Origin of the sequence: Streptomonospora sp. PA3, assembly GCF_009728995.1 — a bacterium.
In the GTDB taxonomy this organism is placed as follows: Bacteria; Actinomycetota; Actinomycetes; order Streptosporangiales; family Streptosporangiaceae; genus Streptomonospora.
The window spans coordinates 345,984-371,839 of the sequence record NZ_VTZW01000019.1; the positions used below are offsets into that span (position 1 = coordinate 345,984).

At 73.3% G+C, this 25,856-nt stretch carries 22 protein-coding genes, 1 tRNA gene and 3 pseudogenes; 10 read left to right on the forward strand and 16 right to left on the reverse strand.

Translation table 11 applies throughout. The annotated features are described in order from the left end of the window. Positions 1-5: 5 nt before the first annotated feature. Positions 6-1,874, reverse strand: a pseudogene (locus FZ103_RS20820) (transketolase); the annotation flags it as partial. Positions 1,875-1,921: 47 nt separating this feature from the next. Next, the gene (locus FZ103_RS20825) at positions 1,922-3,118 is read right to left on the reverse strand and encodes a glutamate--cysteine ligase (RefSeq protein WP_156003541.1); all 1,197 of its coding nucleotides are present in this window, start codon (positions 3,116-3,118) and stop codon (positions 1,922-1,924) included. A 338-nt stretch (positions 3,119-3,456) separates the two neighbouring features. On the opposite strand from FZ103_RS20825, the gene FZ103_RS20830 reads away from it, so the two are divergent. The 6 genes and pseudogenes from FZ103_RS20830 to FZ103_RS25710 all read left to right on the forward strand — a co-directional run bounded on the left by FZ103_RS20830 (position 3,457) and on the right by FZ103_RS25710 (position 8,155). Continuing rightward, positions 3,457-4,098, forward strand: coding sequence for a phosphoribosyltransferase family protein (locus FZ103_RS20830; RefSeq protein WP_343233628.1), 642 nt, complete (start codon positions 3,457-3,459; stop codon positions 4,096-4,098). 346 nt (positions 4,099-4,444) lie between these two features. Then, positions 4,445-6,700: a cellulose binding domain-containing protein gene (locus tag FZ103_RS20835; RefSeq protein ID WP_156003542.1), complete on the forward strand. Its 2,256-nt coding sequence runs from the start codon at positions 4,445-4,447 to the stop codon at positions 6,698-6,700. Positions 6,701-6,962: 262 nt separating this feature from the next. Then, entirely contained in the window at positions 6,963-7,388 is a 426-nt protein-coding gene (locus tag FZ103_RS20840; RefSeq protein ID WP_156003543.1) for a hypothetical protein, read from the forward strand. Continuing rightward, entirely contained in the window at positions 7,389-7,622 is a 234-nt protein-coding gene (locus FZ103_RS20845; RefSeq protein ID WP_156003544.1) for a DUF4258 domain-containing protein, read from the forward strand. Positions 7,623-7,627: 5 nt separating this feature from the next. Next, positions 7,628-7,765 (forward strand): annotated as a pseudogene (locus FZ103_RS25705) (DUF2283 domain-containing protein); the annotation flags it as partial. Positions 7,766-7,948: 183 nt separating this feature from the next. After that, positions 7,949-8,155: a helix-turn-helix domain-containing protein gene (locus FZ103_RS25710; protein ID WP_255430223.1), complete on the forward strand. Its 207-nt coding sequence runs from the start codon at positions 7,949-7,951 to the stop codon at positions 8,153-8,155. 32 nt (positions 8,156-8,187) lie between these two features. Here the strand turns inward: FZ103_RS25710 and FZ103_RS20855 are convergent, their stop codons facing one another. The 7 genes from FZ103_RS20855 to FZ103_RS20885 form a co-directional block, all read right to left on the reverse strand. Further along, entirely contained in the window at positions 8,188-9,024 is an 837-nt protein-coding gene (locus FZ103_RS20855) for an SAM-dependent methyltransferase (protein ID WP_156003546.1), read from the reverse strand. Between the two features lie 197 nt (positions 9,025-9,221). Continuing rightward, positions 9,222-9,662: a DoxX family protein gene (locus FZ103_RS20860; protein ID WP_156003547.1), complete on the reverse strand. Its 441-nt coding sequence runs from the start codon at positions 9,660-9,662 to the stop codon at positions 9,222-9,224. 76 nt (positions 9,663-9,738) lie between these two features. Next, complete coding sequence (locus FZ103_RS20865) at positions 9,739-10,728, reverse strand: hypothetical protein (RefSeq protein ID WP_156003548.1); 990 nt, start codon at positions 10,726-10,728, stop codon at positions 9,739-9,741. Between the two features lie 851 nt (positions 10,729-11,579). After that, a tRNA-Val gene (locus FZ103_RS20870) sits at positions 11,580-11,652 on the reverse strand. A 76-nt stretch (positions 11,653-11,728) separates the two neighbouring features. Further along, positions 11,729-12,190 carry a peroxiredoxin gene (locus FZ103_RS20875; RefSeq protein ID WP_156003549.1) on the reverse strand — a complete coding sequence of 154 codons (462 nt, stop codon included), beginning with the start codon at positions 12,188-12,190 and terminating at the stop codon, positions 11,729-11,731. 126 nt (positions 12,191-12,316) lie between these two features. Beyond that, a complete protein-coding gene (locus tag FZ103_RS20880) occupies positions 12,317-12,748 on the reverse strand; it encodes a DUF3052 domain-containing protein (RefSeq protein ID WP_186356618.1) in 432 nt (143 codons plus the stop codon). 182 nt (positions 12,749-12,930) lie between these two features. Next, a complete protein-coding gene (locus FZ103_RS20885; protein ID WP_156003551.1) occupies positions 12,931-13,344 on the reverse strand; it encodes a secondary thiamine-phosphate synthase enzyme YjbQ in 414 nt (137 codons plus the stop codon). A 153-nt stretch (positions 13,345-13,497) separates the two neighbouring features. Between FZ103_RS20885 and FZ103_RS20890 the strand changes: the two genes are divergently transcribed. After that, positions 13,498-15,432, forward strand: coding sequence for an alkaline phosphatase D family protein (locus FZ103_RS20890; RefSeq protein ID WP_186356619.1), 1,935 nt, complete (start codon positions 13,498-13,500; stop codon positions 15,430-15,432). A gap of 9 nt (positions 15,433-15,441) precedes the next feature. On the opposite strand, the gene FZ103_RS20895 is transcribed toward FZ103_RS20890, so the two are convergent. The 5 genes and pseudogenes from FZ103_RS20895 to FZ103_RS20915 all read right to left on the reverse strand — a co-directional run bounded on the left by FZ103_RS20895 (position 15,442) and on the right by FZ103_RS20915 (position 20,036). Continuing rightward, positions 15,442-16,260 (reverse strand): putative hydro-lyase, encoded by an 819-nt coding sequence (locus tag FZ103_RS20895; RefSeq protein WP_156003552.1) that lies wholly within the window; start codon positions 16,258-16,260, stop codon positions 15,442-15,444. A 71-nt stretch (positions 16,261-16,331) separates the two neighbouring features. Beyond that, on the reverse strand, positions 16,332-17,186 hold the full coding sequence (locus FZ103_RS20900; RefSeq protein WP_156003553.1) for a biotin-dependent carboxyltransferase family protein: 855 nt from the start codon (positions 17,184-17,186) through the stop codon (positions 16,332-16,334). Between the two features lie 88 nt (positions 17,187-17,274). Beyond that, a pseudogene (locus tag FZ103_RS20905) lies at positions 17,275-17,877 on the reverse strand (allophanate hydrolase subunit 1); the annotation flags it as partial. Between the two features lie 28 nt (positions 17,878-17,905). After that, the gene (locus tag FZ103_RS20910) at positions 17,906-18,673 is read right to left on the reverse strand and encodes a 5-oxoprolinase subunit PxpA (RefSeq protein WP_186356690.1); all 768 of its coding nucleotides are present in this window, start codon (positions 18,671-18,673) and stop codon (positions 17,906-17,908) included. Positions 18,674-18,788: 115 nt separating this feature from the next. Further along, positions 18,789-20,036, reverse strand: a complete 1,248-nt coding sequence (locus FZ103_RS20915; RefSeq protein WP_156003554.1) for an NRAMP family divalent metal transporter — start codon at positions 20,034-20,036, stop codon at positions 18,789-18,791. Positions 20,037-20,297: 261 nt separating this feature from the next. Here FZ103_RS20915 and FZ103_RS20920 point away from each other — a divergent pair, with 261 nt between their 5' ends. Beyond that, the gene (locus tag FZ103_RS20920) at positions 20,298-20,999 is read left to right on the forward strand and encodes a GntR family transcriptional regulator (protein WP_186356621.1); all 702 of its coding nucleotides are present in this window, start codon (positions 20,298-20,300) and stop codon (positions 20,997-20,999) included. 102 nt (positions 21,000-21,101) lie between these two features. Here the strand turns inward: FZ103_RS20920 and FZ103_RS20925 are convergent, their stop codons facing one another. After that, entirely contained in the window at positions 21,102-21,959 is an 858-nt protein-coding gene (locus FZ103_RS20925; protein WP_156003824.1) for a hypothetical protein, read from the reverse strand. A gap of 500 nt (positions 21,960-22,459) precedes the next feature. Continuing rightward, complete coding sequence (locus FZ103_RS20930; RefSeq protein ID WP_343233629.1) at positions 22,460-23,692, reverse strand: helix-turn-helix domain-containing protein; 1,233 nt, start codon at positions 23,690-23,692, stop codon at positions 22,460-22,462. Between the two features lie 222 nt (positions 23,693-23,914). Between FZ103_RS20930 and FZ103_RS20935 the strand changes: the two genes are divergently transcribed. Further along, positions 23,915-24,874: an ACP S-malonyltransferase gene (locus FZ103_RS20935; RefSeq protein WP_186356622.1), complete on the forward strand. Its 960-nt coding sequence runs from the start codon at positions 23,915-23,917 to the stop codon at positions 24,872-24,874. Then, complete coding sequence (locus tag FZ103_RS20940) at positions 24,874-25,827, forward strand: beta-ketoacyl-ACP synthase III (protein ID WP_156003555.1); 954 nt, start codon at positions 24,874-24,876, stop codon at positions 25,825-25,827. The genes FZ103_RS20935 and FZ103_RS20940 overlap by 1 nt, the downstream gene beginning before the upstream one ends. Positions 25,828-25,856 lie beyond the last annotated feature (29 nt).

Genomic DNA, 25,856 nt, shown 5'->3' on the forward strand with positions numbered 1-25,856 from the left:
CGCTGTCAGCTCCCCGCTGCGGCGGGGGCCTGCTCCTGGCGGAGGATGCCGCGTACGGCCGCCTCGATGGCCCCGGAGTCGATCCCGGCCTCGCGGAGCTGCTCCTGCGGCGTGGCAGACGCCGGCATGCCCGTCACCGCGAGCTTCATCATCCGCGGCGTGGACCGGGTGTCGGCGAACACGTCGAGCACGGCGTCGCCCAGTCCGCCTTCGGGCCAGTGGTCCTCGACGGTGACGATACGGCCGGTCTCCTCGGCGGCCGCCCGCAGGGTCGGGGCGTCCACCGGCTTGATGGAGTAGGCGTCGATCACCCGGACGCCGATGCCCTCGCCGGCCAGGGCGTCGGCCGCGGCCAGCGCCTCATGGACCGTGGCACCGGCGCCCACGACCGTCACCCGGTCGTCCGGCGACGAACGCAGCACCTTGCTGCCGCCGATCCGGAAGCCCTCATCGGGCCCGTAGAGGACCGGCGTCTTGCCGCGCAGTGTGCGCAGGTAGCTCACGCCGTCGTGCTCGGCCATCCCCGCGGTGAGGCGGGCGGTGGAGTTGGCGTCGCAGGGGTGCAGGACCACGCTGTTGTGCACGGCGCGCAGGGCGGCGATATCCTCCAAGCCCATCTGGGAGGGGCCGTCCTCCCCGATCGACACCCCCGCGTGGGATCCCACCAGGTTGATGTCGGCCCGGCTGACCGCCGCCATGCGGATGAAGTCGTAGGCGCGCGAGAAGAACGCCGCGAACGTCGCGGCATACGGCGTCCAGCCGCGGACCTGCAGTCCGATCGCGGCGGCGACCATCTGCTGCTCGGCGATGTAGAACTCGAAGAAGCGGTCGGGGTGCTGCTCGGCGAAGAACTTGGCGCGCGTGGAGTCGGCGACCTCGCCGTCCAGCACGACCACGTCGGGGCGCGCGGCGCCGATCGCCGCGGCCGCCTGGCCGAACGCGTCGCGTGTTGCGGCCTCCTCACCCACCTCGTAGGCGGGCAGGTCCACCTGCGCGCCGCCGGGCCGCTGGCGCACTCCCCCGCTGTCGGGTGCGGCCACCTCGATGCGCAGGTCGCGCTCCCCGCCCAGCTCGGCGATGGCCTGCTCGGCGTCGGTCAGCGGCTTGCCGTGGGCGCCCTCCTGGTCGGCGACCGCGCTGACACCGGCACCCTTGACCGTGCGGGCGATGATCGCGGTGGGCCGTTCGGTCTCCTCCTGCGCCCGGCGGTAGGCCGCGTCGATCTCGTCGATGTCGTGTCCGTCGATCTCGACGGTGTGCCAGCCGAACGCCTCGACGCGGCGCCGGTAGGCGTCCAGGTCCCAGCCGTGGCGGGTCGGGCCGCGCTGGCCGAGCCGGTTGATGTCCAGGATCGCGGTCAGGTTGGCCAGACCCGCCTGGCCGGCGTACTCCATGGCCTCCCAGACCGAGCCCTCGGCGAGCTCGCTGTCGCCGCACAGGACCCACACCCGGTAGGGCAGCCGGTCCAGGCTCGCCCCCGCCAGCGCCACGCCGGCTCCGATCGGCAGGCCCTGGCCCAGGGAGCCGGTGGCGACGTCGACCCACGGCAGCCGCGGCGTGGGGTGGCCCTCCAGCGGGCTGCCCAGGCGGCGATAGCGCAGCAGCTCGGGATCGGAGATGGCGCCGCAGGCCTTGTAGAGGGCGTACAGCAGCGGCGAGGCGTGGCCCTTGGAGAAGATCAGGTGGTCGTTGCCCGAGTGCTCGGGCGAGTCGAAGTCGTAGCGCAGGTGCTCCGAGGCCAGCACCGCCATCAGGTCCGCCGCCGACATCGACGAGGTCGGGTGCCCCGAACCCGCGGCGTCGGCGGCGCGGACCGCGTCGACGCGCAACTGCTGTCCCAGCTCCTTGAGCCGTTGCCGGTCGGTCATCGTCTTCTTCCTCCTCGAATGGCGTCGTGCCGTGGAACGGCAACCCGGATCCGCTACCCGCCGGAGGGGCGCACATGCGCCGGCGGCAGGACCGCGGGTGGGGGTGCGAGCGCCCCGTCGAGGCCGGTGACGGTGGCCTCGGCCAGGTAGTCGACGACGTCGGCGGCGCGGGACCGGCGTGCGTAGGCGGCGCGCTGCCGTACCGCACCGCCCCCGCGCACCCGCAGCGTGCCGAGCACCGCCCGCACGAACTCCAGATCGCCGGAGCGGTCGAGGTAGGGGCGCAGGTGCTCCACGGCCCCTTCCAGCACCGCGTGCACCGGGCGCAGCCGCCCGCCGCCCAGGGGGTCGGGGCAGCTGCCCTCCAAGCCGTCGCGCGCGGCGCGCCACAGGTCGCCGCGCAGGACCGCCGGGTCGCGGCGGAGAGGGGTGCGGCCGGCGGCCGCGGCGTCCAGGGCGGCGCTGACCAGTGCCCGCACCAGTACCGCCACCAGCGCGGACTCCTCGGGTGTGGCCGGGACGTCGCACACCCGGATCTCGACGGTGGGGTGGCGGTCGGAGAGGCGGACGTCCCAGTAGAGCATCCGCCGGTCCAGGGCGGCGCCCGACTCCAGCAGGGCCGCCACGCAGGTCTCGTAGTGCCGGGCCGACTCCATCGGCGGAGGCGGTCCCGCGGTGGGCCAGCGCGACCAGCGGGGCTGGCGCCAGCTGGCGTATCCGGTGTCGGCGCCCGCGCAGACCGGGGAATTGGCGCTCAGCGCCAGCAGGACCGGCAGCCACGGGCGCATGTGGTTGCTGGCCGCCACCCCGCTGTCGCGGTCGGGCACCGCCACGTGCACGTGGCAGCCGCAGTTGGTGCCGGCGGCGTCGGCGACCGCGCCGAAGCGCTCGGCGATGCGGTGGTAGCGCGAGCCCGGGTTGAGCCGCTGGGGTCCGGCCTCGGGGAGCACCGGAACGCCCCCGGCCACCACCCGCGCTCCGTGCCGGGCCGCCGACTCGGCCAGGCGCAGCCGCGCCGAACGCAGCCCCGCCAGCAGGTCCTCCACCGTGGCGCAGACCGGCCCGGCGGCCTCGACCTGGCTGCGGGTGAACTCGCCGAACAGCTCGCCGGGGCCCGATGCGGCGCCGTCGAGGACCTCCACGCTGCACGGTGAGAGCAGGCCCGAATCCTCGACCAGGAAGAACTCCTCTTCGACGCCCATCGTCGGCACGTCCGTGCAGTCGCGGGGGCCTGCCTGGGTGATGACCATAGATCACCGCCCTCTCCACGTGTCGCCCGGCTGACGGCGGCGCCGATCGCGCGCAGGCCGTTCCCGTGGCCTCGCCGGGAGCCGGAGGCTGGTCTGGATGGTGGGCGGCGCCGCTGCGGGCCGTGGCCCGGATGCGGCGCGGCGGCGGCCCCGGCGCGCTCGCGCCCCGGGCTGACCGCCGTCTCCCAGCGCCTACCCCGTGCGAGCGGGCGGTAACCGCTGCGGCGCTGAGCGGGGCCCGGTCGGGGCGGCCGGCCGTGGCCGCCCCGACCGGTTTCCGCCGCCGGAGCGGGGGTAGCCGGGCGGCGACGACCCACGACGGCGTGGAGGTGAGGGGCGTGCAGGTCTTTCGCGACCGCGACGACGCCGGAGAGCAACTGGCCGAGCGGGTCCGGGAACTGGGGCTGCGTGATCCGGTGGTCCTGGCGCTGCCCCGCGGCGGGGTACCGGTGGGCGCCGTCGTCGCCGAGCGGCTGGGGGCTCCGCTGGATGTAACCGTCGTGCGCAAGATCGCCGTTCCCGACTTCCCCGAGACGGCGGTGGGCGCCGTGACGGCCGAAGGCGCCCCGATCATGAACCCGAAGCTGAGCCGCATGGTCCGGGCCGACCAGGACGAGTTGGCGCGCAGCGCCGAGGAGGAGCGAGCCGAGGCCCGGCGGCGGGTCGCGGCCTATCGGGGCGATCGGCCCGCGCCGCAGGTCGCCGGCCGCGACGTGGTGGTCGTGGACGACGGGCTCGCCACGGGGATGAGCGCCCGCGCCGCGCTGTCGTCCCTGGCCGAGCAGGGGGCGGCGTCTGTCACCCTGGCGGTGCCGGTCTGCTCCCCCGACGCCGCCCGCGACCTGGAGGACGTCTGCGACCGGGTCGTCTGCGTACTCAGCCCGCCGCAGTTCCAGGCGGTCAGCCTGTGGTACGAGCGCTTCCCCCAGATCGACGACACCGAGGTCCAGGAGCTCCTGCGCCGGGCGGGGGTCGCCTAGTTTCCGGGCGGAGCCCGATCCCGCACAGCCGCGCCGGCGGGTGAAGCGCGTCGTTGAATCGATTTTATCGAATCCCTTCCCGCATGCGCCGACGCGTGTTAGATTCATCGACCTAACAGAGCGCTGTAAGCGCTTTCCATCCCCGGACCCATAGTCCCGAAGAACCTGGAGCAGGGCCTTTGCGGCTGCCTGCACCGATCCGCCGTTTCCCGAGTTCACCGGCGAACCCGGGCGGCGATCCAAAGATCGATTCATCCCGTCCCCCATCCCATCCCCCGGTCCCGAATGCGGCCGCGGCCTTTCGCCGCTCGGCCGCATATCGGCACGGATGCGAGGAGTCCGCCATATGACAGCAGGAATCCCCCCGGCCGGCGCCGGCCGGCCGCGGCTCGGCCGCGGCCTCGCGGCAGCGACGGTGCTGGCGCTGGGCGCGGCCGTGCTGGCCGCGGCCCCGCCCGCGAGCGCCGCCGCCGGCTGCAGCGTCGACTACACCGTCCACCAGTGGAACTCCGGCTTCACCGCCGACGTGCAGATCACCAACCTCGGCGACCCCGTCGACGGGTGGGCGCTGGAGTGGGAGTTCGCCGACGGCCAGCGGATCACCAGCGCATGGAACGGCGAGTACAGCCAGTCCGGCGCGAGCGTGCGCGTGGAGAACGCCTCCTACAACGCCGCCATCCCCACCGGCGGCACGGTCGGGTTCGGCTTTCAGGCCACCCACACCGGCACCAACGAGGCGCCCGGCGCCTTCACGCTCAACGGCACCGAGTGCGACGGCTCGGCCGGCGGCCCCGGAGACGGCGACGACGGCGACGACGGCGGCAGCGGTGAAGACCGCTCGGGCCGCCAGGTCGAGGCGTTGGACCGCGGCCTGGTCAGCGTCCGCAGCGGCGGCGGCAACCTGATCAGCTGGCGGCTGCTGGCCACCGACCCCCGCGACGTCGCCTTCAACGTCTACCGCGGCGGCACCCGGGTGAACTCCGAGCCCGTCGCCGGCGCCACCTCCTACCTGGACTCCCAGGCCCCCTCCGGCGCCGAGTACACCGTGCGGCCCGTCGTCGACGGCCAGGAGCGGCAGGCGTCGTCGGCGGCGCTGCGGTTCGCCGAGGGCTACCTGGACGTTCCGCTGCAGCGGCCCGCGGGCGGCAGCACCCCCGACGGCTCCTACACCTATGCGGCCAACGACGCCGGCGTGGGCGACCTGGACGGCGACGGCTCCTACGAGATCGTGCTCAAGTGGCAGCCGAGCAACGCCAAGGACAACTCCCAGTCGGGCTACACCGGCAACACCATCGTGGACGCCTACGAGCTCGACGGCACCCGCCTGTGGCGCATCGACCTGGGCCGCAACATCCGCGCCGGCGCGCACTACACCCAGTTCATGGTCTACGACCTCGACGGCGACGGCGCCGCGGAGGTCGCGATGAAGACGGGCGACGGCACCGTCGACGGCCGGGGCACAGTGATCGGCGACGCCGGCGCCGACCACCGCAACGGCAGCGGGTTCGTGCTGACCGGTCCGGAGTACCTGACCGTCTTCGACGGCGCCACCGGGGCCGAACTGAGCACCGTCGACTACCGCCCGCCGCGCGGCGACCTGGAGGACTGGGGCGACGACTACGGCAACCGCGCCGACCGGTTCCTGGCCGGGGTGGCCTACCTGGACGGCGAGCGGCCCAGCCTGATCATGGCGCGCGGTTACTACACCCGTTCGGTGATCGTGGCCTGGGACTGGCGCAACGGCGAGCTCAGCGAGCGCTGGACCTTCGACAGCGACGAGGCCGGCTCCGCCTGGGAGGGGCAGGGCAACCACCAGCTCAGCGTGGCCGACGCCGACGGCGACGGCCACGACGAGATCGTCTACGGCGCGATGGCGATCGACGACGACGGCAGCGGGCTGTGGAACACCGGCTACGGCCACGGGGACGCGCTGCACGTGGGCGACTTCCTGCCCGACCGCGACGGACTGGAGGTCTTCGACCTCCAGGAGCGGACCGGCGGCGAGGCCGGAGCGCACCTGGACGACGCCGCGACCGGTGAGACCATCTGGCGCAAGCCCACGGCCGAAGGCGAAGAGGGACCCGGCCGCGGCGTGGCCGCCGACGTGTGGGCCGGCAACCCCGGCGCCGAGTTCTGGGCCACCCTGGGCGGCGGCATCCGCGGCCTGTACAACGGCCGGGGCGAGAACATCGGCCGCATGCCCTCCTCCGCCAACTTCGTGACGTGGTGGGACGGCGATCCGGTGCGCGAGCTGCTCGACGACACCCGCATCGACTCCTACGGCCCCCAGGGGGACGAGCGGCTGCTCACCGGGGAGAACGTCGCGTCGAACAACGGCACCAAGGCGACCCCGGCGCTGAGCGCCGACATCCTCGGCGACTGGCGCGAAGAGGTCGTCTGGCGCACCCAGGACAGCGGCGCGCTGCGGATCTACTCCACGCCGCACCCCACCGAGGTCCGCATGCCCACGCTCATGCACGACACCCAGTACCGCGTGGCCGTGGCCTGGCAGAACACCGCCTACAACCAGCCGCCGCACCCGAGCTTCTTCCTCGGCGACGGCATGGACCCGGCCCCCTGGCCCGACGTCTACACCCCCTGACCCGTCCCGGGAGCAGCAACGCGGCCCGCCGCCCGGCCGAAGCCGGGGGCGGGCCGCGCCCGGGTGACACCGGCGAGGCCGGGAGTACGGTTCCCACGCTCGCGTCCGCTACCGACGCGCTCTCGGCTCCGGCGGATGTGCTCCAGCGGGTGGGAGCCGTCGGATCCGCCTGCAGACGATGGCACAGCCCGATCCGCGTGTGCGCGTGGGAGTTCCCCGATTTCCCTGCGGCCGGGGCAACGCTGCCGTAGCGTCCTCTTCGATGAGTGACGTCTCCCCACAGCAACCTGTGCAGCGTTCGCCGGCCCGCCCGCCGGTCGTTCTCCTCGTTGGCTTGGAGGTCGACTCCGCGGACGGAGTCGTGTTCATTCGCACGCCGACTCTGCTGCGTAGACATGAGCCCTCGCTTCCCACCGCCGTCGAATTCGGCGTGGCCCTAATGGTGCTCGACTCCTCCATCGACAGAGGCGAGATCATGCCGTTCCAACTTCGGGTCGCTCGGCCGTCGGAGACGGTCGCACTCAGCCTGACGGGCCTTATGTCAAACGAGGATGGTGGCGCGGCTCCGCTGTGGACGCAGTCGATTCGATTGGTTCTCGATGAAGCCGGGCCGTGGGTTTTCTCTGCGGAGATCGCCGGTCGAACGGCCGAACGCGAAATCGTGGTGACTACCGCTGGAGACGGGTAAATGCCGCCCCGGTTCACGCACCACCTTCGTGAACGCCTGCGGAAGAGGAAGATCAGCGAGGCAGACGTCCAGGCCGTCGTCGCCCGGCCGGTAAACGTGGTCCACGACCCTCAGAATCGCTCGTACAAACTGTTCGGGTGGACCGGTGACGGACGCCGGATCTACGTCGCGGTCAGAGAGGACTCCTGGGGTACTGGCGACCCTGTCTTGAAGACGGCGGTGGAAGTATCGTGAGGAGCATGGCTGAGGTGTCCAGCGTCTCGATCGACCAGGAAGCTGATGCCGCCTACTTGGGGCTGGCAGAGGAGCCTGTGGCGCGTAGCGTAGAGCACGGGTCGTTCGTCGCCGATTACGGCTCCGATGGCAGGGTTCTTGGTATCGAAGTCTTGACGCTGCGGCAGGCTCCGACCGTTTCGGCGATCATGGATGCCGTGGGTCCCGTGGATGACGCCGCGCGAAAGCGCATCGTGTCTTTCATAGACCAGATTCGCGGCTTGGAAGGCTCGCCCGGTACGTCGCCGAGTGTCGACCAGGCTCGCCTGGGGGATCAGACCGCTGATCTGCCCGAGACACGGCTGGACGAAACGCGGTCCTTCACAATCGCCGAAGTAGCGACCATCATGCGGGTGTCGAGGATGACGATATACCGCATGATTCACTCGGGCACGCTGCCGGCCGTCCGCGTCGGCCGGATGTACCGCGTTCCTGCGCCCGCCGTAGACGACTACCTCCGTGGCGCCGAGACCAGGCTCGAAGCCATGAGGTGACCAGCGCCGAAGGGCGGGCGCAGGGGATGCCGTCAAGGCTTGCGGCCGACTCCGCAGAACTGGGCGACCGGGACGGGGGCGCCCACCTCGGTGGGCTCGGGGTGCCAGAGGGGGCAGGAGACCACGCCGGGCTCCAGCAGCTCCAGGCCCTCGAACAGGTCGGCGAGCCCCGCGGCGTCGCGCAGGGTGAGCGGGGTCGAGCCGCCCTCGTTCCACAGCCGGGCCGCCTCCTCCATGGCCTCGCGGTGGACCTCGTTGGTGGAGTGCGAGATCACCAGGTGGCTGCCGCTGGGAACCGCGTCCATCAGCCTCTTGATGAGGGCCTTGGCCTGTTCGGTGTCGGGAACGAACTCCAGGATTCCCAGCAGCATCACGGCCACCGGGCGCTGGAAGTCCAGGGTCCGCGCGGCGCCGTCGAGGATCCGGTCGGGCTCGCGCAGATCGGCGTCGATGTAGTCGGTCACCACGTCCTCGTCGCCCACCAGCAGGGCGCGGGCGTGGGCGAGCACGACCGGGTCGTTGTCGACGTAGACCACCCGCGATCCCGGAGCGACCTCACGGGCGATCTCGTGGGTGTTGCCGGCGGCGGGGATGCCCGTGCCGATGTCGAGGAACTGGTCGGCGCCGGCCTCGGTCGCCAGACGGCGCACGGCCCGGCCGAGGAAGGCCCGATCGGCGCGCGCGTTGTCGACCATGTCGGGGATGGCGGCGAGGATCTGGTCGCCGGTCTCGCGGTCGGCGGCGAAGTTGTCCTTCCCGCCGAGCCAGTAGTCCCAGATCCGGGCCGGATGGGCGACGCTGGTGTCGATCTCCCGCGGAGGCTCCGCCGAGCCGCCGCCGGTCCTCATCCACTCGGGGGGTGCGCTCATGGAAAGGGTACTCCTGCCTCTTATGCCCGTGGTGTCCGACTAATCACCGGATCGTAGTACCACCGGCCCCTCACGCGCGCCCGCACGCGCCGCCGGATCCCCGATCGCGGCCCGGCCGCCGGCGGCCCCGGCCGACCCGCACGGCCTCGGCCTCCCCGGACAAGCCCGCCGGGGACCGAGGCCGAACGGTGTCAGCCTCAGGCGGGTCCGGTCGGTGCGGGTTCGGACGCGTCTGCCAAGACCAGGCGGCGCACGGCCGGGCCCAGCGCCCACTCGCCCGGCCCCTGCACGGCGATCAGCAGGAACGCCCAGCAGTAGATCGCCGCGAGCTCGCCGCCGTTCGTCAGCGGAAGGAGTCCTTGGGGCTGGTGGACGACGAAGTACGCGTAGGCCATCGAACCCGACGCCAGGACCGCGCTCGAACGGGTGAACAGTCCGGCGAGGACGAGCGTGCCGCACACCAGTTGGATGAGTGCCGCCCACCAGCTCGGCCAGGCCGCGAACTCGACCGCGAGCCCGGTGCCGCGGGCGCCGCCGAACACCCCGAACAGCGAAGACGCACCGTGCAGCAGGAACAGCAGCCCCGTCACCATGCGGAACAGCGCCAGGACGGGTCCGCGCAGACGGTCGTGTTTCATGCGATCACTCCCTCTGTCGTCGCGCCGTGCGGGAGCGGCCGGGGCCGCTGGGGCGGCCCCGGCCGCGGGATGAGGCTCAGTCCTCGGCCAGCCAGCCGGTCATGATGCCCATGACGTCGTCGTGGGAATGGCCCTCGATCTCATAGCGGGCCGTGGTCCTCAGCAGGTCGCCGCGCTCGACGCGGCCCAGGTCGCCGCTGCAGGGCGGCATGTCGGAGATCTGGCCGTGGCCGTTCAGGTCGACGAACTCGGGCGAGCCGCCTTCCTCGGCCTCGATGCGGCACAGCCGCGAGTGCTCGGAGATGTTGTCGGTCCAGATGGAGTGGCCCGCGTGGTGCAGGTGCCCCCGCATGTGCACGAGGTCCCCGGAGAGGTCGGACCTCCAGTAGCGGGACTCCTCGCTGGCGCCTTCGGGGGCGTCGTACTCGCTGCCGAAGCAGCCGCCGACGTCCAGCCAGAGCGGCGTGAGCGGGGTGATGCCGGCGTCCGCGCCGGCTGCCGTGTGGGAGAACTCGATCTCGATGTAGACCGTCTGCTCCTCGGGGGCCATGTTCATCAGGTCGTAGTTCAGGTACCACCGCTCTCCGGCGCCGACTTCAAGCCCGTACCCGTCCGGGAAGTCGCTGGCGACGCGTTCGTTGCCGGAGGAGAAGATCCGCTGGGACCCGGGGCACACGGCGTCGTCCTCGGTCGAGTCGAACAGCACGAAGTGGTGCATCATCGCGCCTTCGTCGACGTTGGCGTCGGTACCGTCGGCGTAGGTCAGGTTCGGGGCGAATCCCGTGATGAAGCAGTCCTCACACGGCTTCTCCGCGTTCAGCGCGATGCCGCTCTCCTGACCGTGGCCGCCGTGCCCGTCCTCGGAGTCGCCGCTGCCGGCGGCGGGAAGGGTGTAGGGCCCGTATCGGACGGTGGTGGTCTCCTCCTGGGCCGACGCCCGGACCTCGGCCGAATCGGATTGCGTGGTTTGCGCGTCGGCGGACGCGGGGTCGGAATTCTGCACGGCCGTCATCGAACCGACCGCCAATGCGATCGCGGCGGCGGACGCCAGTCTTCGCAGGAACACGGTTCCTCCTCTGCTCGGGGGATTTTCGGCAGGCGCGGAGCACAATGCTTCGGCGCCTCGAGCACACCGAAGAAACGGATCGGAACGGCGAACCCGAAAAGCGCGCAGGCTGCCGCCTCCCGATTCACCGCCGCTGTGAACTCCGTCGCGCGCTTCCGCGCCGCGTCACGGCCGACCACTCCGCAACCGGCCCGGCCTGGCCCTACGATCCAGGTCACCTGTTACGACGCCGTTGTCCGCGCATATCGCATTCCGGTTCTCCCATGAGCCGGACGAATGCGCTCTCCCTTTCCCGAAGCCCCCGCACGGGGACTTCCCTGAAGAATGGCGCGCACGTTCGACCGGCGTCAACACGCGGCGGGGCGCGAAAAACACGCATAGTTTCCGCGAGCCGGTGACCAGGATTATTCACGGCCATTCACGCCCACCGGCGCGGCAGAACAGGTGGTATCCCCGATCCGTGCTTGGAACCGATCGGGCCGGGCTGTGCTCCGCACCTCGCCCGGGGAACCGCCGGCCCCGCCGCCCACGGCGGCGCGCCCCGATCACACGGGCGGGTGGGAGACGGCTCCGGCGGAGATTCGGCCGTGCACCCACGCGTGTCCCGGCCCAGGGCGGGACGGGCGGTCGCCCGGTTCGGTCCTCCAGCGCGGCCCGCATCGGCCCGCGGAACTCGTCGTCGGAGCCCCCTTCCGCGTCCTCTGGGCGCAACCGCCCGGGTCGTCACCACCACGAGCACACGGCCGGCCGCGGGCCCGCCGCACTCAGCGACCCCGGCGGCTCTCCGCGAGAACACGACGACGCCCCCGGCCTATGCGCAGGCCGGGGGCGTTTTGCATGTTCGTGGAGGGTGGGCGCGAGAGGACTCGAACCTCCGACCACCCGCTTGTAAGGCGGGGGCTCTGCCAACTGAGCTACACGCCCGGATGGGTGTCGATCCGGTGACAGGGAAATGGTACCGGGTCCGCGGGGCGGTACGGGCGGGCGAAGGGCGGGCGCCTCAGGGGAGTTCGGCGAGGGCCTTGCGGTAGTCGTCGACGTCGCGGGGTTCGGAGATGGGGTTGACGACCTTCCAGCGCACGATGCCCTGCATGTCGATGACGAAGGTGGCGCGCACCGCGACGCCGCGGGTCTCGTCGAAGGCGCCGTAGGCCCGGGCGGTCTCGCCGTGCGGCCAGAAGTCCGAGAGCAAAGGGAAGTCCAGCTCCTCCTGCTCGGCCCAGACGCGGTGGGCGAACATGGAGTCGACCGAGACCGTCAGCAGCTGGACGCGGTCGTTGACGAGGTCGCCGGCCGCCTCGCGCAGTGCGGCCAACTCGGTTCGGCAGACCCCCGAGAAGGCCAGCGGGTAGAAGACCAGGACCACGTTCCTGCGGCCGGTGAAGTCGGCCAGTCGCACGGTCTGGCCGTGCTGGTCGGCCAACTCGAATCCAGGCGCGGCCTGGCCGGGCTCGATCGGCATCGGTCCCCTCCTGCGAGCGTGCGGGCACGGGTGCGTGCCGCCCGCCGCTGCCGGCGGACGGCACGCCCGCGGGTCACCCTATGGCAATCCGCTCCGCAGACCGCCCCGGCCGGGGACGGGACCTGCTCAGCGCTGCACCTTCGGCGCGACGAGCCGGGTCCCCGACCAGTTCGCACCCGCGCTCACCGCGCTGGTCTGCGACAGTCCGGCCGTGGTGGCGGCCTCGGCGACCTCGCTCGGCGAGACGTGGCCCTCGCGGCCGGGCTTGGGGGTCAGCACCAGGATGATGCCCCCGCCCTCGACCGCACCGAGAACGTCCACCAGGACGTCGGTGAGGTCGTCCTCCTCGTCGCTGCGCCACCACAGCAGCGCGGCGTCGACGACGCCGTCGTAATCCTCGTCGACCAACTCCTCGCCGGTACGCTCGGCGATCGAGGCGCGCAGTTCCTCGTCCACGTCGTCGTCGAACAAGAATTCCTGCACCACCTGACCCGGTTTGAACCCGAGTCGATCGGCCAGGCCACGTTCGCTTTGTGCCTGGCCCGCGGTCGCGCTCACGAAAGTCCTCCTCCACAAGTTCTGCTCTTCGCGCCGATCCCGCTCCTGTGCCGGCGGGTCGACCGTGCGCGGTCCCGTATCACCGGGGCGACCCCGCTGTTGAGGGCTAAGTTCACACGCTGGGGACCTGATCCGTCAACGCGCCTGCGCCCTGAGGTGTACTGCACTTACCATCCTGGCCGCTATCCCGCGCCCGTCAAGAACGAGAGGCGGACTTGCCTGCTCGGATTGTCGACGTTGGTGTCCACGAGGGCGATGGACTGCCAGGTTCCCAGCTCAAGGCGGCCGCCGACCACGGGTACCGTGGCGTGGGGCGGGATGAGGGCCGGTATCACGTGGTCCCGCCCGTGGCCGGGCGAGCCGTGCCGGTGCCGCCACCGGTCGTCCTTGGGCACCAGGTCGCCCAGCAGGGCGAGCAGGTCCTCGTCGGACCCCGCTCCCAACTCCATGACGGTCACGCCTGCCGTGGCGTGCGGCACGAAGACGTTCAGCAGGCCGTCGCCGCCGCTCTCGGACACGAAGTCCCGGCACATGCCGGTGATATCGGTTATGCTCTCCGACCCGCCGGTCCGCAGGTCGAGAAGTTTCGTCCGCATGCGGCAACGCGTACCCACTAAGCACCCCGCTTCAACCTCCACAGGCGCCGCATCGGTGGTGACGGCCGGGCCCGGCAGGGCCATACTCGGGTGCGGAAGGTCGGCGCGTTCCCTGCGCCGAAATCCCTGCAGACGTCGACGGAAGGGGGGCCCGTGGGCATCGGCCTGCGCCTCGGCCCGCTGCTGAGGCACGTGACCGACACGACGGCTACCATCTGGGTCGAGACCGGGGCGCCGTGCACGGTCACGGTCGCCGCGGCCGGCGGGCACACCGCCAGCGCCCGCACGTTCACCGTGCACGGGCACCACTACGCGCTGTGCGACCTGCGCGGCCTGCCCCCCGGTGCCGTCCTGCCCTACGAGGTGCGCCTCGACGGCGAGACGGTCTGGCCGCAAGCGGACTCGCCCCGGCCGCCGAGCACGGTGCACACCCTCGACACCGCGGCCCCCGCCCGGATCCTCTTCGGCTCCTGCCACACCGCCACCGACCACTCCCGAGCGGCCGTCCTGCGCTACGGCGTGGACATGCTGCGCGCCTATGCGCTGCGCCTGGCCGCCGCCCGCAGCTCCTCGCCGGCCGCCGGCGCCGCGCCGGCGGCCGCCCAGGAGGGCGAACCCTCGCTGCTTCTGCTCATCGGCGACCAGGTCTACGCCGACGAACTCCAGCCCGGCATGAAGGAGTTCCTCGCGCGGCGGCGCGCGCACACCCGCGCGCAGGGAACCGGGCACGCCCCGCCCGACGACGAGGTCGTCTCCTTCGACGAGTACGCCGAGCTGTACCGCCAGGCGTGGTCGGATCCGGACATCCGCTGGCTGCTGTCCACGGTGCCCACCCTCATGCTGTTCGACGACCACGACATCCGCGACGACTGGAACACCTCGGGCACCTGGCGCGCCCAGATGGCGCGCAATCCGTGGTGGCGGCCCCGCATCACCTCCGGACTCGGCGCCTACTGGATCTACCAGCACCTGGGCAACCTCTCGCCCGAGCACCGTGCGGCCGATCCGGTCTTCGCCGAGGTGGTCCGGGCGGGCTCCGCCGGGGAGGCGTCCCCGGGCGCCTACCCGGCCGATCCGGCCCCGGCGGCCGCATCCGACGGCCCCGGCGGGCGGGCGCCCCAGGGCGCCGACGCGGCGGGCGGGGTCCGCCAGGAGGTGCCCGCCGGCGGCTCCACCGCCGAAGGCGTCCTCGGCCGGCCGCACGGCGGGCCGGTGCCCGCCGAGGCCGGCGACGCCGCGACCGTCGTCGACGCGTTCGCCTGGCGCGCCCACCAGGAGGCCGACAGCTACCGGTGGAGCTTCCGCTTCGACATCGGCCGCACCCGGCTGCTGATGGTCGACACCCGCTGCGGCCGCGTCGTCGACGACGACACCCGGCGCAGCATGCTCGACCCCCAAGGCGCGGCGTGGCTGGACGACCAGCTCACCGGCGACGTCGACCACCTGGTCGTGGCCAGCACGCTGCCGTTCCTGATGCCTGCGGGCGTGCACCACCTGGAGGCCTGGAACGAGGCCGTGTGCGCCGGTGCCTGGGGCAAGGCGCTGCGCGGCCCCGGCGAGAAGATCCGCCAGGAGGTCGACCTGGAGCACTGGGCGGCCTTCCAGTCCTCGTTCCGCTCCCTCGCCGACTCCGTGCTGCGGGTGGCCGCCGGCGAGCGCGGCGCGCCGCCCGCCAGCGTGCTGTTCCTTGGCGGCGACGTCCACTTCTCCTACCTGGCGCGGGCGCGCGGCGCCGGCTCCGCGCCAGGCGGGGGCACCCGCATCGCCCAGCTGGTGTGCTCGCCCACGTGCAACTGGATGCCGCCAATGCTGCGCCGGGCGACCTGGCTGAGCGCCCGCGGCGTCACCGGGGCGATCGGCGCGCTGCTGGCGCGTGCCGCGGGCGTGCCCGCGCCCCCGCTGCGCTGGCGCCTGGAGGGCGGCCCCTGGTACGACAACTCGCTGGCCATGCTGGTGCTTGAGGGGCGCAGCGCCGAGGTCGTCTGGTCGCACTCGCCCGTGGTCAAGCGCGCCGTGCAGCGGCTCACCCCCAACGAGTCGCCGCGCCCGAGCGTCCGCGAGCTCGCGCGCCACACGCTCGCCCCCTGACGCCCGGCGTCAGGGCACCTGGTAGGCGGCGTCGCGGGCGTCGGTGACGGCCATGTGACCGGGGGCGTGCGCGATGGCGAACTCCGGGGCCGAGGCCATGACCGCCGCCTGCGGCGTCACCCCGCACGCCCAGAACACCGGCACCTCGCCGGGGCGCACCTCGACCGGGTCGCCGAAGTCGGGAGCGCCCAGGTCGGCGATGCCCAGTGCCGCCGGATCGCCCACATGCACCGGGGCGCCGTGCACCGAGGGGTAGCGCGCGGTGATGCGCACCGCGTCGGCCACCCGCTGGGCCGGGATGGGCCGCATCGACACCACCAGCGGCCCCGACAGCCGCCCGGCGGGCCTACACGCGCGATCGGTCCGGTACATCGCGACGTTGCCGCCGGCCTCGATGTGGCGGATGGGGATTCCGGCCTCCAGCATCGGGGTCTCGAAGGTGAAGCTGCACCCGATCAGGAACGCCACGAGGTCCTCGCGCCAGTGGTCGGCGGCGTCGGTCGTCTCGGCGACGAGCCGGCCGTGCTCGTAGACCCGGTAGGCGGGCAGGTCGGTGCGCAGGTCGCCGGCGAAGACCGGCGCCGAGACCTCCCCGGGGTCGGTGGCCTCCAGCACGGGGCAGGACTTGGGGTTGCGCTGGGCGAACAGCAGGAAGTCGAAGGCCGTATCGCGCGGCAGGGCGATGAGGTTGGCCTGGGCGTATCCCGCGCAAAAGCCGGCCGTGGGCGTGCGCAGCCCCGAGCGGAACAGCGCGCGGGCCTGCGTCGGCGTCAGCCGCGCGGGGTCCTGTGGGGCGGCGGAGCCGCCGACATCGGGTGCATCGGCCATGGCAGGGCCTCCAGGTGCTTTCGGGGGCGGGTCCGCGGCCGACGCCGGGCCGCCCGGAGGAGTCGAGGGAGTCATAGGCGAAACCGCAGCCGCGTGCCCGGCCGGGCCTGGGCGGCTCGGGAGACGTCGGCGGAGACGACGACCGCGATCACCGGATACCCGCCCGTCACGGGATGGTCGGCCAGGAACAGCACCGGCCGCCCCTCGGGCGGGACCTGCAGCGACCCGGGGACCATCCCCTCGCTGGGCAGTTCTCCGCCCCGGCGCCGGGACAGCGCCGGGCCCCGCAGCCGCGCCCCGACCCTGTCGCTGCGGGAGGTGACCTCATAGGCCGAACCCAGCAGGACGCCCAGCGCGGACTCGGTGAACCAGTCGTCGCGCGGCCCCGGCACGATCCGCAGGTCCAGCTCCTCTGCCGGAAACGGGCGCGCGGGCACCCAGTCGACCGCGGGCAGCGCGCGCGGCGGCGGGCCGATCGGCAGCACGGTCCCCGGTTCCGGGCGCGGCGGTCCGAGGCCGGCCAGGGTGTCGGTACTGCGCGAGCCCAGGACCGGCGCGACGTCCAGGCCGCCGCGCACCGCGACGTAGCTGCGCAGCCCGGCGAACGGTGTGCCCAGGCGCAGTTCCGCGCCGTCGGGCAGGTGCAGGACGGTGTCGGTTGCGGCTCCCCGGCCGTCGACGGTGACGGGGCAGGGCGCTCCGGTGACGGTCGCCGTCACCGGGCCGCGCGCCCGCAGCACGAGCCCGCCCATCGTCACCTCCAGCGCGGACGCGCCTTCGGGATTGGCCAGCAGCCGGTTGGCCAGCGCGTATGAGGCCCTGTCGGCGGCCCCGGAGGGGCCCACCCCCAACGCCGCGTGCCCGCGCCGGCCGCCGTCCTGCACGGTGGTCAGCGCCCCGGTGCGCACCACTTCAACTGCCGGCATCGGCGCGGGGGCCTCCTTCGCTCCGTGCGTTTCGCCCGCCGTCCTCGGCTGCGGACGGGCCGCTGCGCCGCCGCGGCGCCGGCGGTTCCTCCCGGAAGCGCACCTTGACGCCCGGGCGCAGCAGCGCGGGCGGGTCGCGGTCCAGATCCCAGGTCACCAGCTCGGTGCTGCCCAGGAGCCGCCAGCCGCCCGGTGAGGCGCGCGGGTAGATCCCGGTGAACTCCCCCGCCAGCGCGACCGCGCCGGGCGGGACGCGGGGGCGCGCCTCGCTGCGGCGGGGCACGTGCAGCCGGGCGTCGTCGCTCACCAGGTAGCCGAACCCGGGGGCGAAGCCGCAGAACGCGACGGTCCACGCGGCCGCGGTGTGGGCGTCGACGACCTCCCGCTCGCTGAGCCCGGTCAGCGCCGCGATGTCGGCGAGGTCCTCCCCGTCGTACTGGACGGGCACCTCCAACTCGCCCGCGGCGGCCCGCGTGCCGCGCCGCGGCCGCAGCCGGCCCACCGCCGCGGCCACCGCGCCGGCGTCCCCGCCGTCGGGGTCCAGGCGCAGCAGCACGGTGCGGGCCGCGGGCACGATGTCGGTGACGCCCGCGGGCGGCTGCTCGGCCAGGGCGGCCTGCAGCGCCAGCGCCTCGTCGAGGTCGGCGACCTCCACCAGTACGCCGGAGTCGGCGCATCTCAGCACGCGCACGCCGCGCCCCCTCCCGCCACAGCCGGCTTCACTGCCCGGGTTGGGTGAACGGGGACAGTTCGACGCCCGCCTCGCTCAGCCGCCCGGCGACGGTGCGGGCGATCTCCACCGCGCCGGGGCTGTCGCCGTGCACGCACAGCGACTCGGCCTGGATGCGCACGGGCGTGCCGTCGATCGCGGCGACGGGCTCGCCGCGCACCATGTCCAGGCACCGGCGGGCGATCTCGTCGGCGTCGTCGAGCACCGCGCCCGGCTGCCGCCGCGGGACCAGGGTGCCCTCGGGGGTGTAGGCGCGGTCGGCGAAGGCCTCGCGGACCGTGCGCAGCCCGGCCTGTTCGGCGCGGCGCAGCCACACCGAGCCGGGCAGCCCCAGAACAGGCAGCGAGGGGTCGTAGACCGCCACCGCCTCGGCGACGGCCGCGGCCTGGTCCTCGTGGTGCACGATGGCGTTGTAGAGGGCGCCGTGCGGCTTGACGTAGCGGACCCGCTCCCCCGCCGCGTGCGCCATGGCCTCCAGCGCGCCGATCTGGTAAAGCACGTCGTCGGTCAGCTCGGCGGGCGGCATGTCGATGAACCGGCGGCCGAATCCGGCCAGGTCGCGGTAGCCGACCTGGGCGCCGATGGCCACGCCCCGCTCCGCCGCGCCCGCACACGTCCTGCGCAGCACCGTGGGGTCACCCGCGTGGAACCCGCAGGCCACGTTGGCGCTGGTGACGATGGACAGCAGCGCCGCGTCGTCGCCGAGGCGCCAGTTGCCGAAGCTCTCGCCCAGATCCGAGTTGAGATCGATGCGCACCACTGATCCCGTTCCTCTCGTGCCGTGCGGCAGGCTCCCTCCTGCCGCAGAGATACCCCGCACGTCCCCGCTGCCCGCCGGCGCGGCTCAGCAGACCGGGCCGGCGGGCCGGGCGCTACTGCCACAGGTCGGCGATACCGCTGAGTGAGTTGACCGCGATGTAGGCCGTGACCAGCCAGGCGAGGACGCCGATGGCCAGCAGCCAGCGGGGATACCGGTAGCCGTGCAGCAGGTCGCGCGAGCGCCGCGCGGCGACCCAGAGCATGATGCCCAGTCCCACCGGCAGGATCAGGCCGTTGAGGGCGCCGGCGAGGATGAGCAGGGTCTCCGGAGCCTGGCCCAGGGTCAGGAACAGAACGGTGCACAGCGCGATGAACCCGGCGACGACCCAGTCGCGGTTGCGGGTCAGTCTCGGGGAGAACGTGGAGACGAAGGAGATGGAGGTGTATGAGGCACCGATGACCGAGCTGATGGCCGCGGCCCACATGATCAGCCCGAACAGGCGGCGCCCCGTCTCGCCCGCGGCGGCCGCGAACGCGGCGGCCGGCGCGTTGGGCGCGTCGAGGATGGCCGCCCCGCCGGTGACCACGCCCAGCACCGCCAGGAACAGCAGCACCCGCATGACGCCGGTGACGATGATGCCCACGACCGAGGTCCGGGTGACGGCGGCGACGTTGCGGATACCGCCTTGGCCGTTGTCGATGAGGCGGTGAGCGCCGGCGTAGGTGATGTAGCCGCCGACTGTGCCGCCGATGATCGTGACAGTGGCGAGGAACAGGTCGCCGGTGAGCTCGCCGGGCAGGACGGCCCGACGCAGCGCGTCGCCCACGGGCGGGTCGGAGACGAAGGTGACGTAGAGGGTCAGCCCGATCATCAGCACGCCCAGGGCCACGAGGATGCGGTCGAGGGCGACGCCCGCGCCGCGCAGCAGGAACAGCGCCACCGCGACCGCGGCCGAGAGCGCGCCGCCGATCCGCATGTCGATGCCGGCCAGGGCGTCCAGCCCCAGCGCCGTGCCGGCGATGTTGCCGACGTTGAAGACGATGCCGCCGAAGACCACCAGAGCGGCCAGCACGTAACCGGCGCCGGGCAGCACCTTGTTGGCCAGATCCTGGGCGCGGGCCTCGGCCACGCCGATGACGCGCCAGATGTTGAGCTGGACGGCGATGTCGACGAGGACCGAGACCAGGATCGCGAACGCGAACGTCGCGCCCAGCCGGGCGGTGAAGTCGGTGGTCTGGGTGATGAAGCCGGGCCCGATGGCGCTGGTGGCCATCAGGAACATCGCGCCGAGCAGGCCGGTGCTCGTTACCACGCGGCGGGTGCGCCCGGGTTCGGGGGCGGCCTCGGGGGTCTCGCTCATGCGGAGCCTCCTGGGGGTGGACGTCCGATGCTGTGAGGCGGCCACCGCGGCGTGCGACGCGCATCACATAGATTGTTGAACAATACTCCAATACTTCGATTTCGACCAGATTGCTCAAGGATTGCTGAACCGTGACGCCGCCCGCGCCCCCGACCCCCGCGCCCCGGCGGGCGTGCGGAGGCGGGACGCGACGCGCCGCGTCTGCGTGCGGGCATCGGGGACAATGGACACAGAAACCGACGCAGAAGGAGAGGGACGCGCGTGACCGCCACCGGCGACCGGATCGACGACCTTCCCGACGCCGGGGACGAACTGGAGCGCTCCAGCACCGCCGAGCGGGTCGCCGACCTGCTGCGCACCCACATCATCGACGGCGCGCTGGCGCCCGGAGCGCGGCTGTCGGAGGAGCGCCTGGGCCGCAAGTTCCGGGTCTCGCGCAACACCCTGCGCGAGGCGTTCCGGCTGCTGGGCCACGAGCGGCTGCTGGTCCACGAGTTCAACCGCGGAGTGTTCGTGGCCAAGCCCGGCGCCGAGGACGTCGTCGACCTGTTCCGGATGCGCCGGGCGCTGGAGCTGGCGGCGGTGCGCGTCGGCGCGCAGGCGCCCGCCGACGCGATCGGGGCGATCGGGGCGGCGGTCGAGCAGGGCGAGGCGGCGCGCGCCCGCGGCGACTGGGAAGGCATCGGCACCGCGAACATGGCCTACCACCGGGCGATCGGCGGCCTGCTGGGCAGCCCGCGGGCGGACGAGGCGATGCGCCAACTGCTGGCCGAGCTGCGCCTGGCCTTCCACGTTATGGCGGCTCCGCGCGACTTCTACGCGCCCTACCTGGACCGCAACCGCCGGATCTACGACCTGCTGGCCATCGGCGCCTTCGAAGCCGCCGCCGCGGAGCTGGCCGGCTACTTCGACGCCGCCGAGGACCAGTTGGTGCGCGCCTTCACGACCGGCGCACAGGCCTGAACCCGCGACAGGCGCCGCACGCCGCCGCCCCGCTCGAAAGAACGGGTCGGCCGCGCACGGCGCCTGTGCCCGGTCGGCCCCTGCGGGGCAGGGGCCGACCGGTCAGTTCTTGGCCTTGGGGCGGCTGCCGCCCGGCCGCTGACCGGCGTTCTTGCGCCGAGCGGCCCGCGACTGGCGCGGTACCCGCCGCGCCGTGGTGGAGGCGCCGCCCGAACTCCCGCCGGGGAACCCGGGGATGATCCGGCTCGGCTCGGCCGGGGGCTCCTCGCTGGTGACCGCCAGGCGGTCGGGCAGGCCGCTGTCGGTGGCCGGGTCCTCGGGTCCGGCACCGGCCGAGGAGGCGGCGTCCTCCTCGGCGCCGCCCGCGGCGGCTGTGGCCGGCGCCGCGCCGGAGGGGCTCCCGCGGCCTTCACGCGCGGCCTGCCGGGCGCGGTAGCGGGCGAGCAGCGCCGTCGCGAACGGCCATTCCACCGGAGCCGGCTGGGCCAGCGCGGCCCACAGGTAGGCGCGTGTACCCCAGCCCTCCATCGCCCGGCGCGCGCGGGTGATGGTGAAGAAGGTGGGCGCGGCCAGGACCAGCTGCGGCCAGGCGAGCGCCAGCGCGGCCAGAAGGGGGAACAGGCCGCCGCCCGCGATGGAGGCCCCGGCGCCCACCGCGACCGGGGTCAGCGCGAGCGCGATGCGCAGCGCGGTGATCTGCCGGAAGCGGTGCAGCGACCGGCGCACCGACGCCTCGGCGGAGAGCCCTTCGGGCAGCGGAGTGGGCTGGACCATGAGGGCCAGCAGGAGCGAGGCCACGGCCACGGAGCCGGCGAGCAGGATGGTCCAGCCGGGGGCGGACAGATCGCCGCCTACGACGAGCGCGACGATTCCGACGACGGGCAGGGGCGCCGGGACGAAGAACAGGACCTGGCGCAGAAGTTGGCCGGACTCGGTCGGACGTCTCAGCGCCGCCGACATTCTGCTCAACTGCTTCTGGACGCGACCGACGATCACTGCTGTGGCACCCCCCAAACTCGTGCTGCTGCGGCTGTGTGCGAGCGGGAGTCCCCCGTGGCCCCGGCCCTGCGGGCCCGCGCCGACCACCCGCCGTCTACACTATCCGCATTTCGGCGGTCAAATGCCCGCTCATTACGGACTTCCCGTCGATGGAGACGCGGAACGAGGGCGCTCGGTTCACGCCCGTGGGGCGGAGTTCGGTCGGTCCTGGGAAAGCGACAACGGGGTCGGGGAGAACATCCCGGTATATCGGCGATCATGGTTGTTGTGCCCTGGATAAGGGGGATCAACCGTCCGTCGGCTGAAAGATCCTCATTCGCCTCCCGAACGCTCACCCCGCCGGCGGCCGCCCTACAGCGGCCCGACGGGTCGTGCCTCGGGGGACTCCGCCGGACCCTCCGCCGGACGAGACCGCATGGGAAAGGGGCGTCCGCAACCCTGCGCGGTCCGGCGCCGCGCCCTCACTCCCCGCGCGCCGACAGCCGCCCCAGCGTGATGGCGGTCCGCAGCACGAACGAGCCGCGCCCGTCGCCCGGCGCGTGTCCCGTCAGATCGGCGATCCTGCTCAGCCGGTAGCGGACGGTGTTGGGGTGCACGAACAGCATCCGCGCCGTCGCCTCCAGCGACGAGGCGTGCTCCAGGTACACCGAGAGGGTGTCCAGCAGCGGCGATCCGGCCTTGCGCAGCGGCAGGTAGACCTCCTCCACCAACTGGGCGCGCGCGGCGGCGTCGCCGTCCAGGGCGCGCTCGGGCAGCAGGTCCTCGGCGCGCACCGGCCGCGGCGCGTCCGGCCAGGCCACGGCGGCGCGCAGGCCGTTGACGGCCGCGCGCACCGAGTGGTTGGCCACCCGCAGGTCGCTGACCGCGGGGCCGACCACGACGGGGCCGGGACCGAAGAGCCCCGCCAGCGGCTCCGCCGCCGCGATCACCGCGGGGTCGCCGCTGAGCTTCTCGCTGATGCCGACGACCGCGATGATGCGCTCGCCCTGCACGCCGGCCAGCACGTCGTGGCCGGCCCGGCGCGCCGCCGAGCGCAGGTCCTCCAGCGTGCTCTCGGAGTCCTGCTCGCCCAGGCCGCCCGCCAGCGCCATCACCGGCGTACGCGACCAGCCCAGCGCAGAGCCCCACGTCTGCAGGCCCTCCTCGCGGTCGCCGTGCAGCAGCGCGTCGACCACCAGGGCCTCCAGGCGGGCGTCCCAGGCCCCGCGCGCCTCGGCCGCGCGGGCGTAGACCTTGGCGGAGCTGAAGGCGACCTCGCGCGTGTAGTGCAGCACCGCCTCGCGCAGCTGCTGCTCGCCCCCCGGCGCCGCCAGTTCGTCGACCTGGCTCTCCACCACGTCGATGACGACGCGGATCATGTCGACCGTCTGCTGCAGCGTGACCGAGCGGGTCAGCTCGCGGGGCGCCGTGCCGAACACCTCGACGGTGATGGCCGGCCTGCCCCGCGCCGGATTCTTGAACCACTCGACGAAGGCGGCCACACCCGACTGGGCGACCAGCCCCACCCACGAGCGGTCCTCCGCCGACATCCGCCGGAACCACGACAGGCGGCTCTCCATGCGCGCGACCGCGGCGGTGCCCAGATGCCCCATCGCGCGCTCCAGCCGCTGGACGGTGGCGGCGCGGACGGCGTCGTCGTCGACCGGTGCCTGCGCATCCGCGCCGCCGGTGCTGTCGGTGGAATCCGTGCTCACGCTTCTAGACTGGCATCGATCGGGGCGGGGGCACGACACCGCGTCGCGCCGGCCCGGGGCGCAACCCCCTTGCCAACGCCGATCGCGCGCTGCAGTGTGACCAGTACCGCTTTTTCCGCGGCCCTCATCGCGCAGGTTGTAGAACGGCCACAAACCCGGGCCCTGGTTTTTCGTCTCCCTCCGCACCCGTTCGGAGGGGTTCCACAGGGCAGGGTTGATGTCGTGCTTGTCATCGTTGCTCCCGGCCAGGGCGCCCAGGTTCCCGGATTCCTCGCCCCCTGGCTCGAACTCCCCGGAATGGCCGATCGCTTCGAGCGGTGGTCGCAGGTCGCCGGCCTGGATCTGAAGCGGTACGGCACCACCGCCGACGCCGACGAGATCCGCGACACCGCGGTGGCCCAGCCGCTGCTGGTCAGCGCGGGCCTGGCGGCCGCCGTCGCGCTCTTCGGCGACCTGGACTCCGCCCCCGCCGCGGTCGACGCCGCGGCCGGCCACAGCGTCGGCGAGTTCACCGCGGCGGGCCTGGCCGGCGTGCTCGGCCCCGAGGACGCGCTGGCACTGGTGGCCGAGCGCGGCCGGGGCATGGCCGAGGCCGCCGCACAGGCCGCGACCGGCATGACCGCCGTGCTCGGCGGCGACCGGGCCGAGGTGCTCGCGGCCCTGGAGGCCCACGGCCTCACCCCCGCCAACGACAACGGCTCGGGCCAGATCGTGGCCGCCGGCACCACCGAGCAGCTCGCCGCGCTTGCGGCCGACCCTCCGGCTCGCGCCCGCCTGCGCTCGCTGTCGGTGGCCGGCGCCTTCCACACCCACCACATGGCTCCGGCCGTGGAGCGGGTGGCGCGCCTGGCCAAGGGCATCGAGCCGGCCGACCCCCGCACCCGGCTGCTGTCCAACCGCGACGGCGCCGTGGTCGGCAGCGGCGCCGAGTACCTCCAGCGCCTCGTCGAGCAGATCAGCTCGCCGGTGCGCTGGGATTCCTGCACCGAGACGCTGGCCGGCCTGGGCGCCACCGCCGTCATCGAACTGCCCCCGGCGGGCACTCTGACCGGCCTGGCCAAACGCGGCCTGCCCGAAACCGAGCGGCTGGCCGTCAAGACCCCCGACGACCTCGACCGCGCGCGCGAACTCGTCCGCGAGCACTCCCAAAGCACCGCCCCCCGACAGGAAGGCACTCACTGATGAACCTCCTCCCCGCGGCGGCGGGTGCGCGCGTGCTCGCGTTCGGCGAGTACCAGCCCGCCAACGTGGTCACCAACGACGACCTCGCCCAGCGGGTCGAGACCAGCGACGAGTGGATCCAAAGCCGCGTCGGCATCAAGGAGCGGCGCGTGGCCGGACCCGAGGACTCCGTGGTCTCGATGGGCGCGGCCGCCGGCGGCAAGGCGCTGGCCGCGAGCGGGCTGGCGCCCGCCGACATCGACCTGGTCATCGTCGCCACCTGCACGCTGACCGAGCAGATCCCCAACGCCGCGGCCCGCGTCGCGGCGCGCCTGGGCATCGAGGCCCCGGGCGCGTTCGACGTCAACGCCGCCTGCGCGGGGTTCTGCTACGGGCTGGGCGTGGCCTCGGACTCCATCCGGTCGGGATCGGCGCGCAACGTGCTGGTCATCGGCTCGGAGAAGCTGTCGGACTGGCTCGACTGGGAGGACCGCTCCACCTGTGTGATCTTCGCCGACGGAGCGGGCGCCGCCGTGGTCGCCGCCTCGGACACCCCCGGCATCGGCCCGGTGGTGTGGGGCAGCTCCGGCGACCGCGCAGACAAGATCTACCTGCGCGAAGGCAAGTACCTGTACCAGGAGGGCCAGGCCGTCTTCCGCTGGGCCACCACCGAACTCAACGGCGTGGCCGCCGAGGCGCTGCGCCGAGCCGGTGTCGAAGCCGAGCAGCTGACCGCGTTCGTGCCCCACCAGGCCAACCTGCGCATCGTCGAGGCGATCGCCCGCAAGCTGGGAGCGCCCCAGGCGATCATCGCCCGCGATATTGTCACCGCGGGCAACACCTCGTCGGCCTCGGTCCCGCTTGCGCTGGCGCGCATGTCCGAGCGCGGCGAGCTGCCCTCGGGGAGCCTCGTGCTCACCATGGGATTCGGCGCGGGCCTGACCTATTCGGCCCAGGTGCTGGAGATTCCCTAGACATCCGCGGGTGCCCGCCCCCTCCGAGG

What these genes read in the sequence shown, in the direction of transcription:
- FZ103_RS20825 (WP_156003541.1), bottom strand. Translation starts at nt 3,118, where the DNA reads ATGGTCATCACCCAGGCAGGCCCCCGCGACTGCACGGACGTGCCGACG.
- FZ103_RS20835 (WP_156003542.1), top strand. Translation starts at nt 4,445, where the DNA reads ATGACAGCAGGAATCCCCCCGGCCGGCGCCGGCCGGCCGCGGCTCGGC.
- FZ103_RS20840 (WP_156003543.1), top strand. Translation starts at nt 6,963, where the DNA reads ATGAGTGACGTCTCCCCACAGCAACCTGTGCAGCGTTCGCCGGCCCGC.
- FZ103_RS20845 (WP_156003544.1), top strand. Translation starts at nt 7,389, where the DNA reads ATGCCGCCCCGGTTCACGCACCACCTTCGTGAACGCCTGCGGAAGAGG.
- FZ103_RS20855 (WP_156003546.1), bottom strand. Translation starts at nt 9,024, where the DNA reads ATGAGCGCACCCCCCGAGTGGATGAGGACCGGCGGCGGCTCGGCGGAG.
- FZ103_RS20860 (WP_156003547.1), bottom strand. Translation starts at nt 9,662, where the DNA reads ATGAAACACGACCGTCTGCGCGGACCCGTCCTGGCGCTGTTCCGCATG.
- FZ103_RS20875 (WP_156003549.1), bottom strand. Translation starts at nt 12,190, where the DNA reads ATGCCGATCGAGCCCGGCCAGGCCGCGCCTGGATTCGAGTTGGCCGAC.
- FZ103_RS20885 (WP_156003551.1), bottom strand. Translation starts at nt 13,344, where the DNA reads ATGCGGACGAAACTTCTCGACCTGCGGACCGGCGGGTCGGAGAGCATA.
- FZ103_RS20895 (WP_156003552.1), bottom strand. Translation starts at nt 16,260, where the DNA reads ATGGCCGATGCACCCGATGTCGGCGGCTCCGCCGCCCCACAGGACCCC.
- FZ103_RS20900 (WP_156003553.1), bottom strand. Translation starts at nt 17,186, where the DNA reads ATGCCGGCAGTTGAAGTGGTGCGCACCGGGGCGCTGACCACCGTGCAG.
- FZ103_RS20915 (WP_156003554.1), bottom strand. Translation starts at nt 20,036, where the DNA reads ATGAGCGAGACCCCCGAGGCCGCCCCCGAACCCGGGCGCACCCGCCGC.
- FZ103_RS20925 (WP_156003824.1), bottom strand. Translation starts at nt 21,959, where the DNA reads ATGTCGGCGGCGCTGAGACGTCCGACCGAGTCCGGCCAACTTCTGCGC.
- FZ103_RS20940 (WP_156003555.1), top strand. Translation starts at nt 24,874, where the DNA reads ATGAACCTCCTCCCCGCGGCGGCGGGTGCGCGCGTGCTCGCGTTCGGC.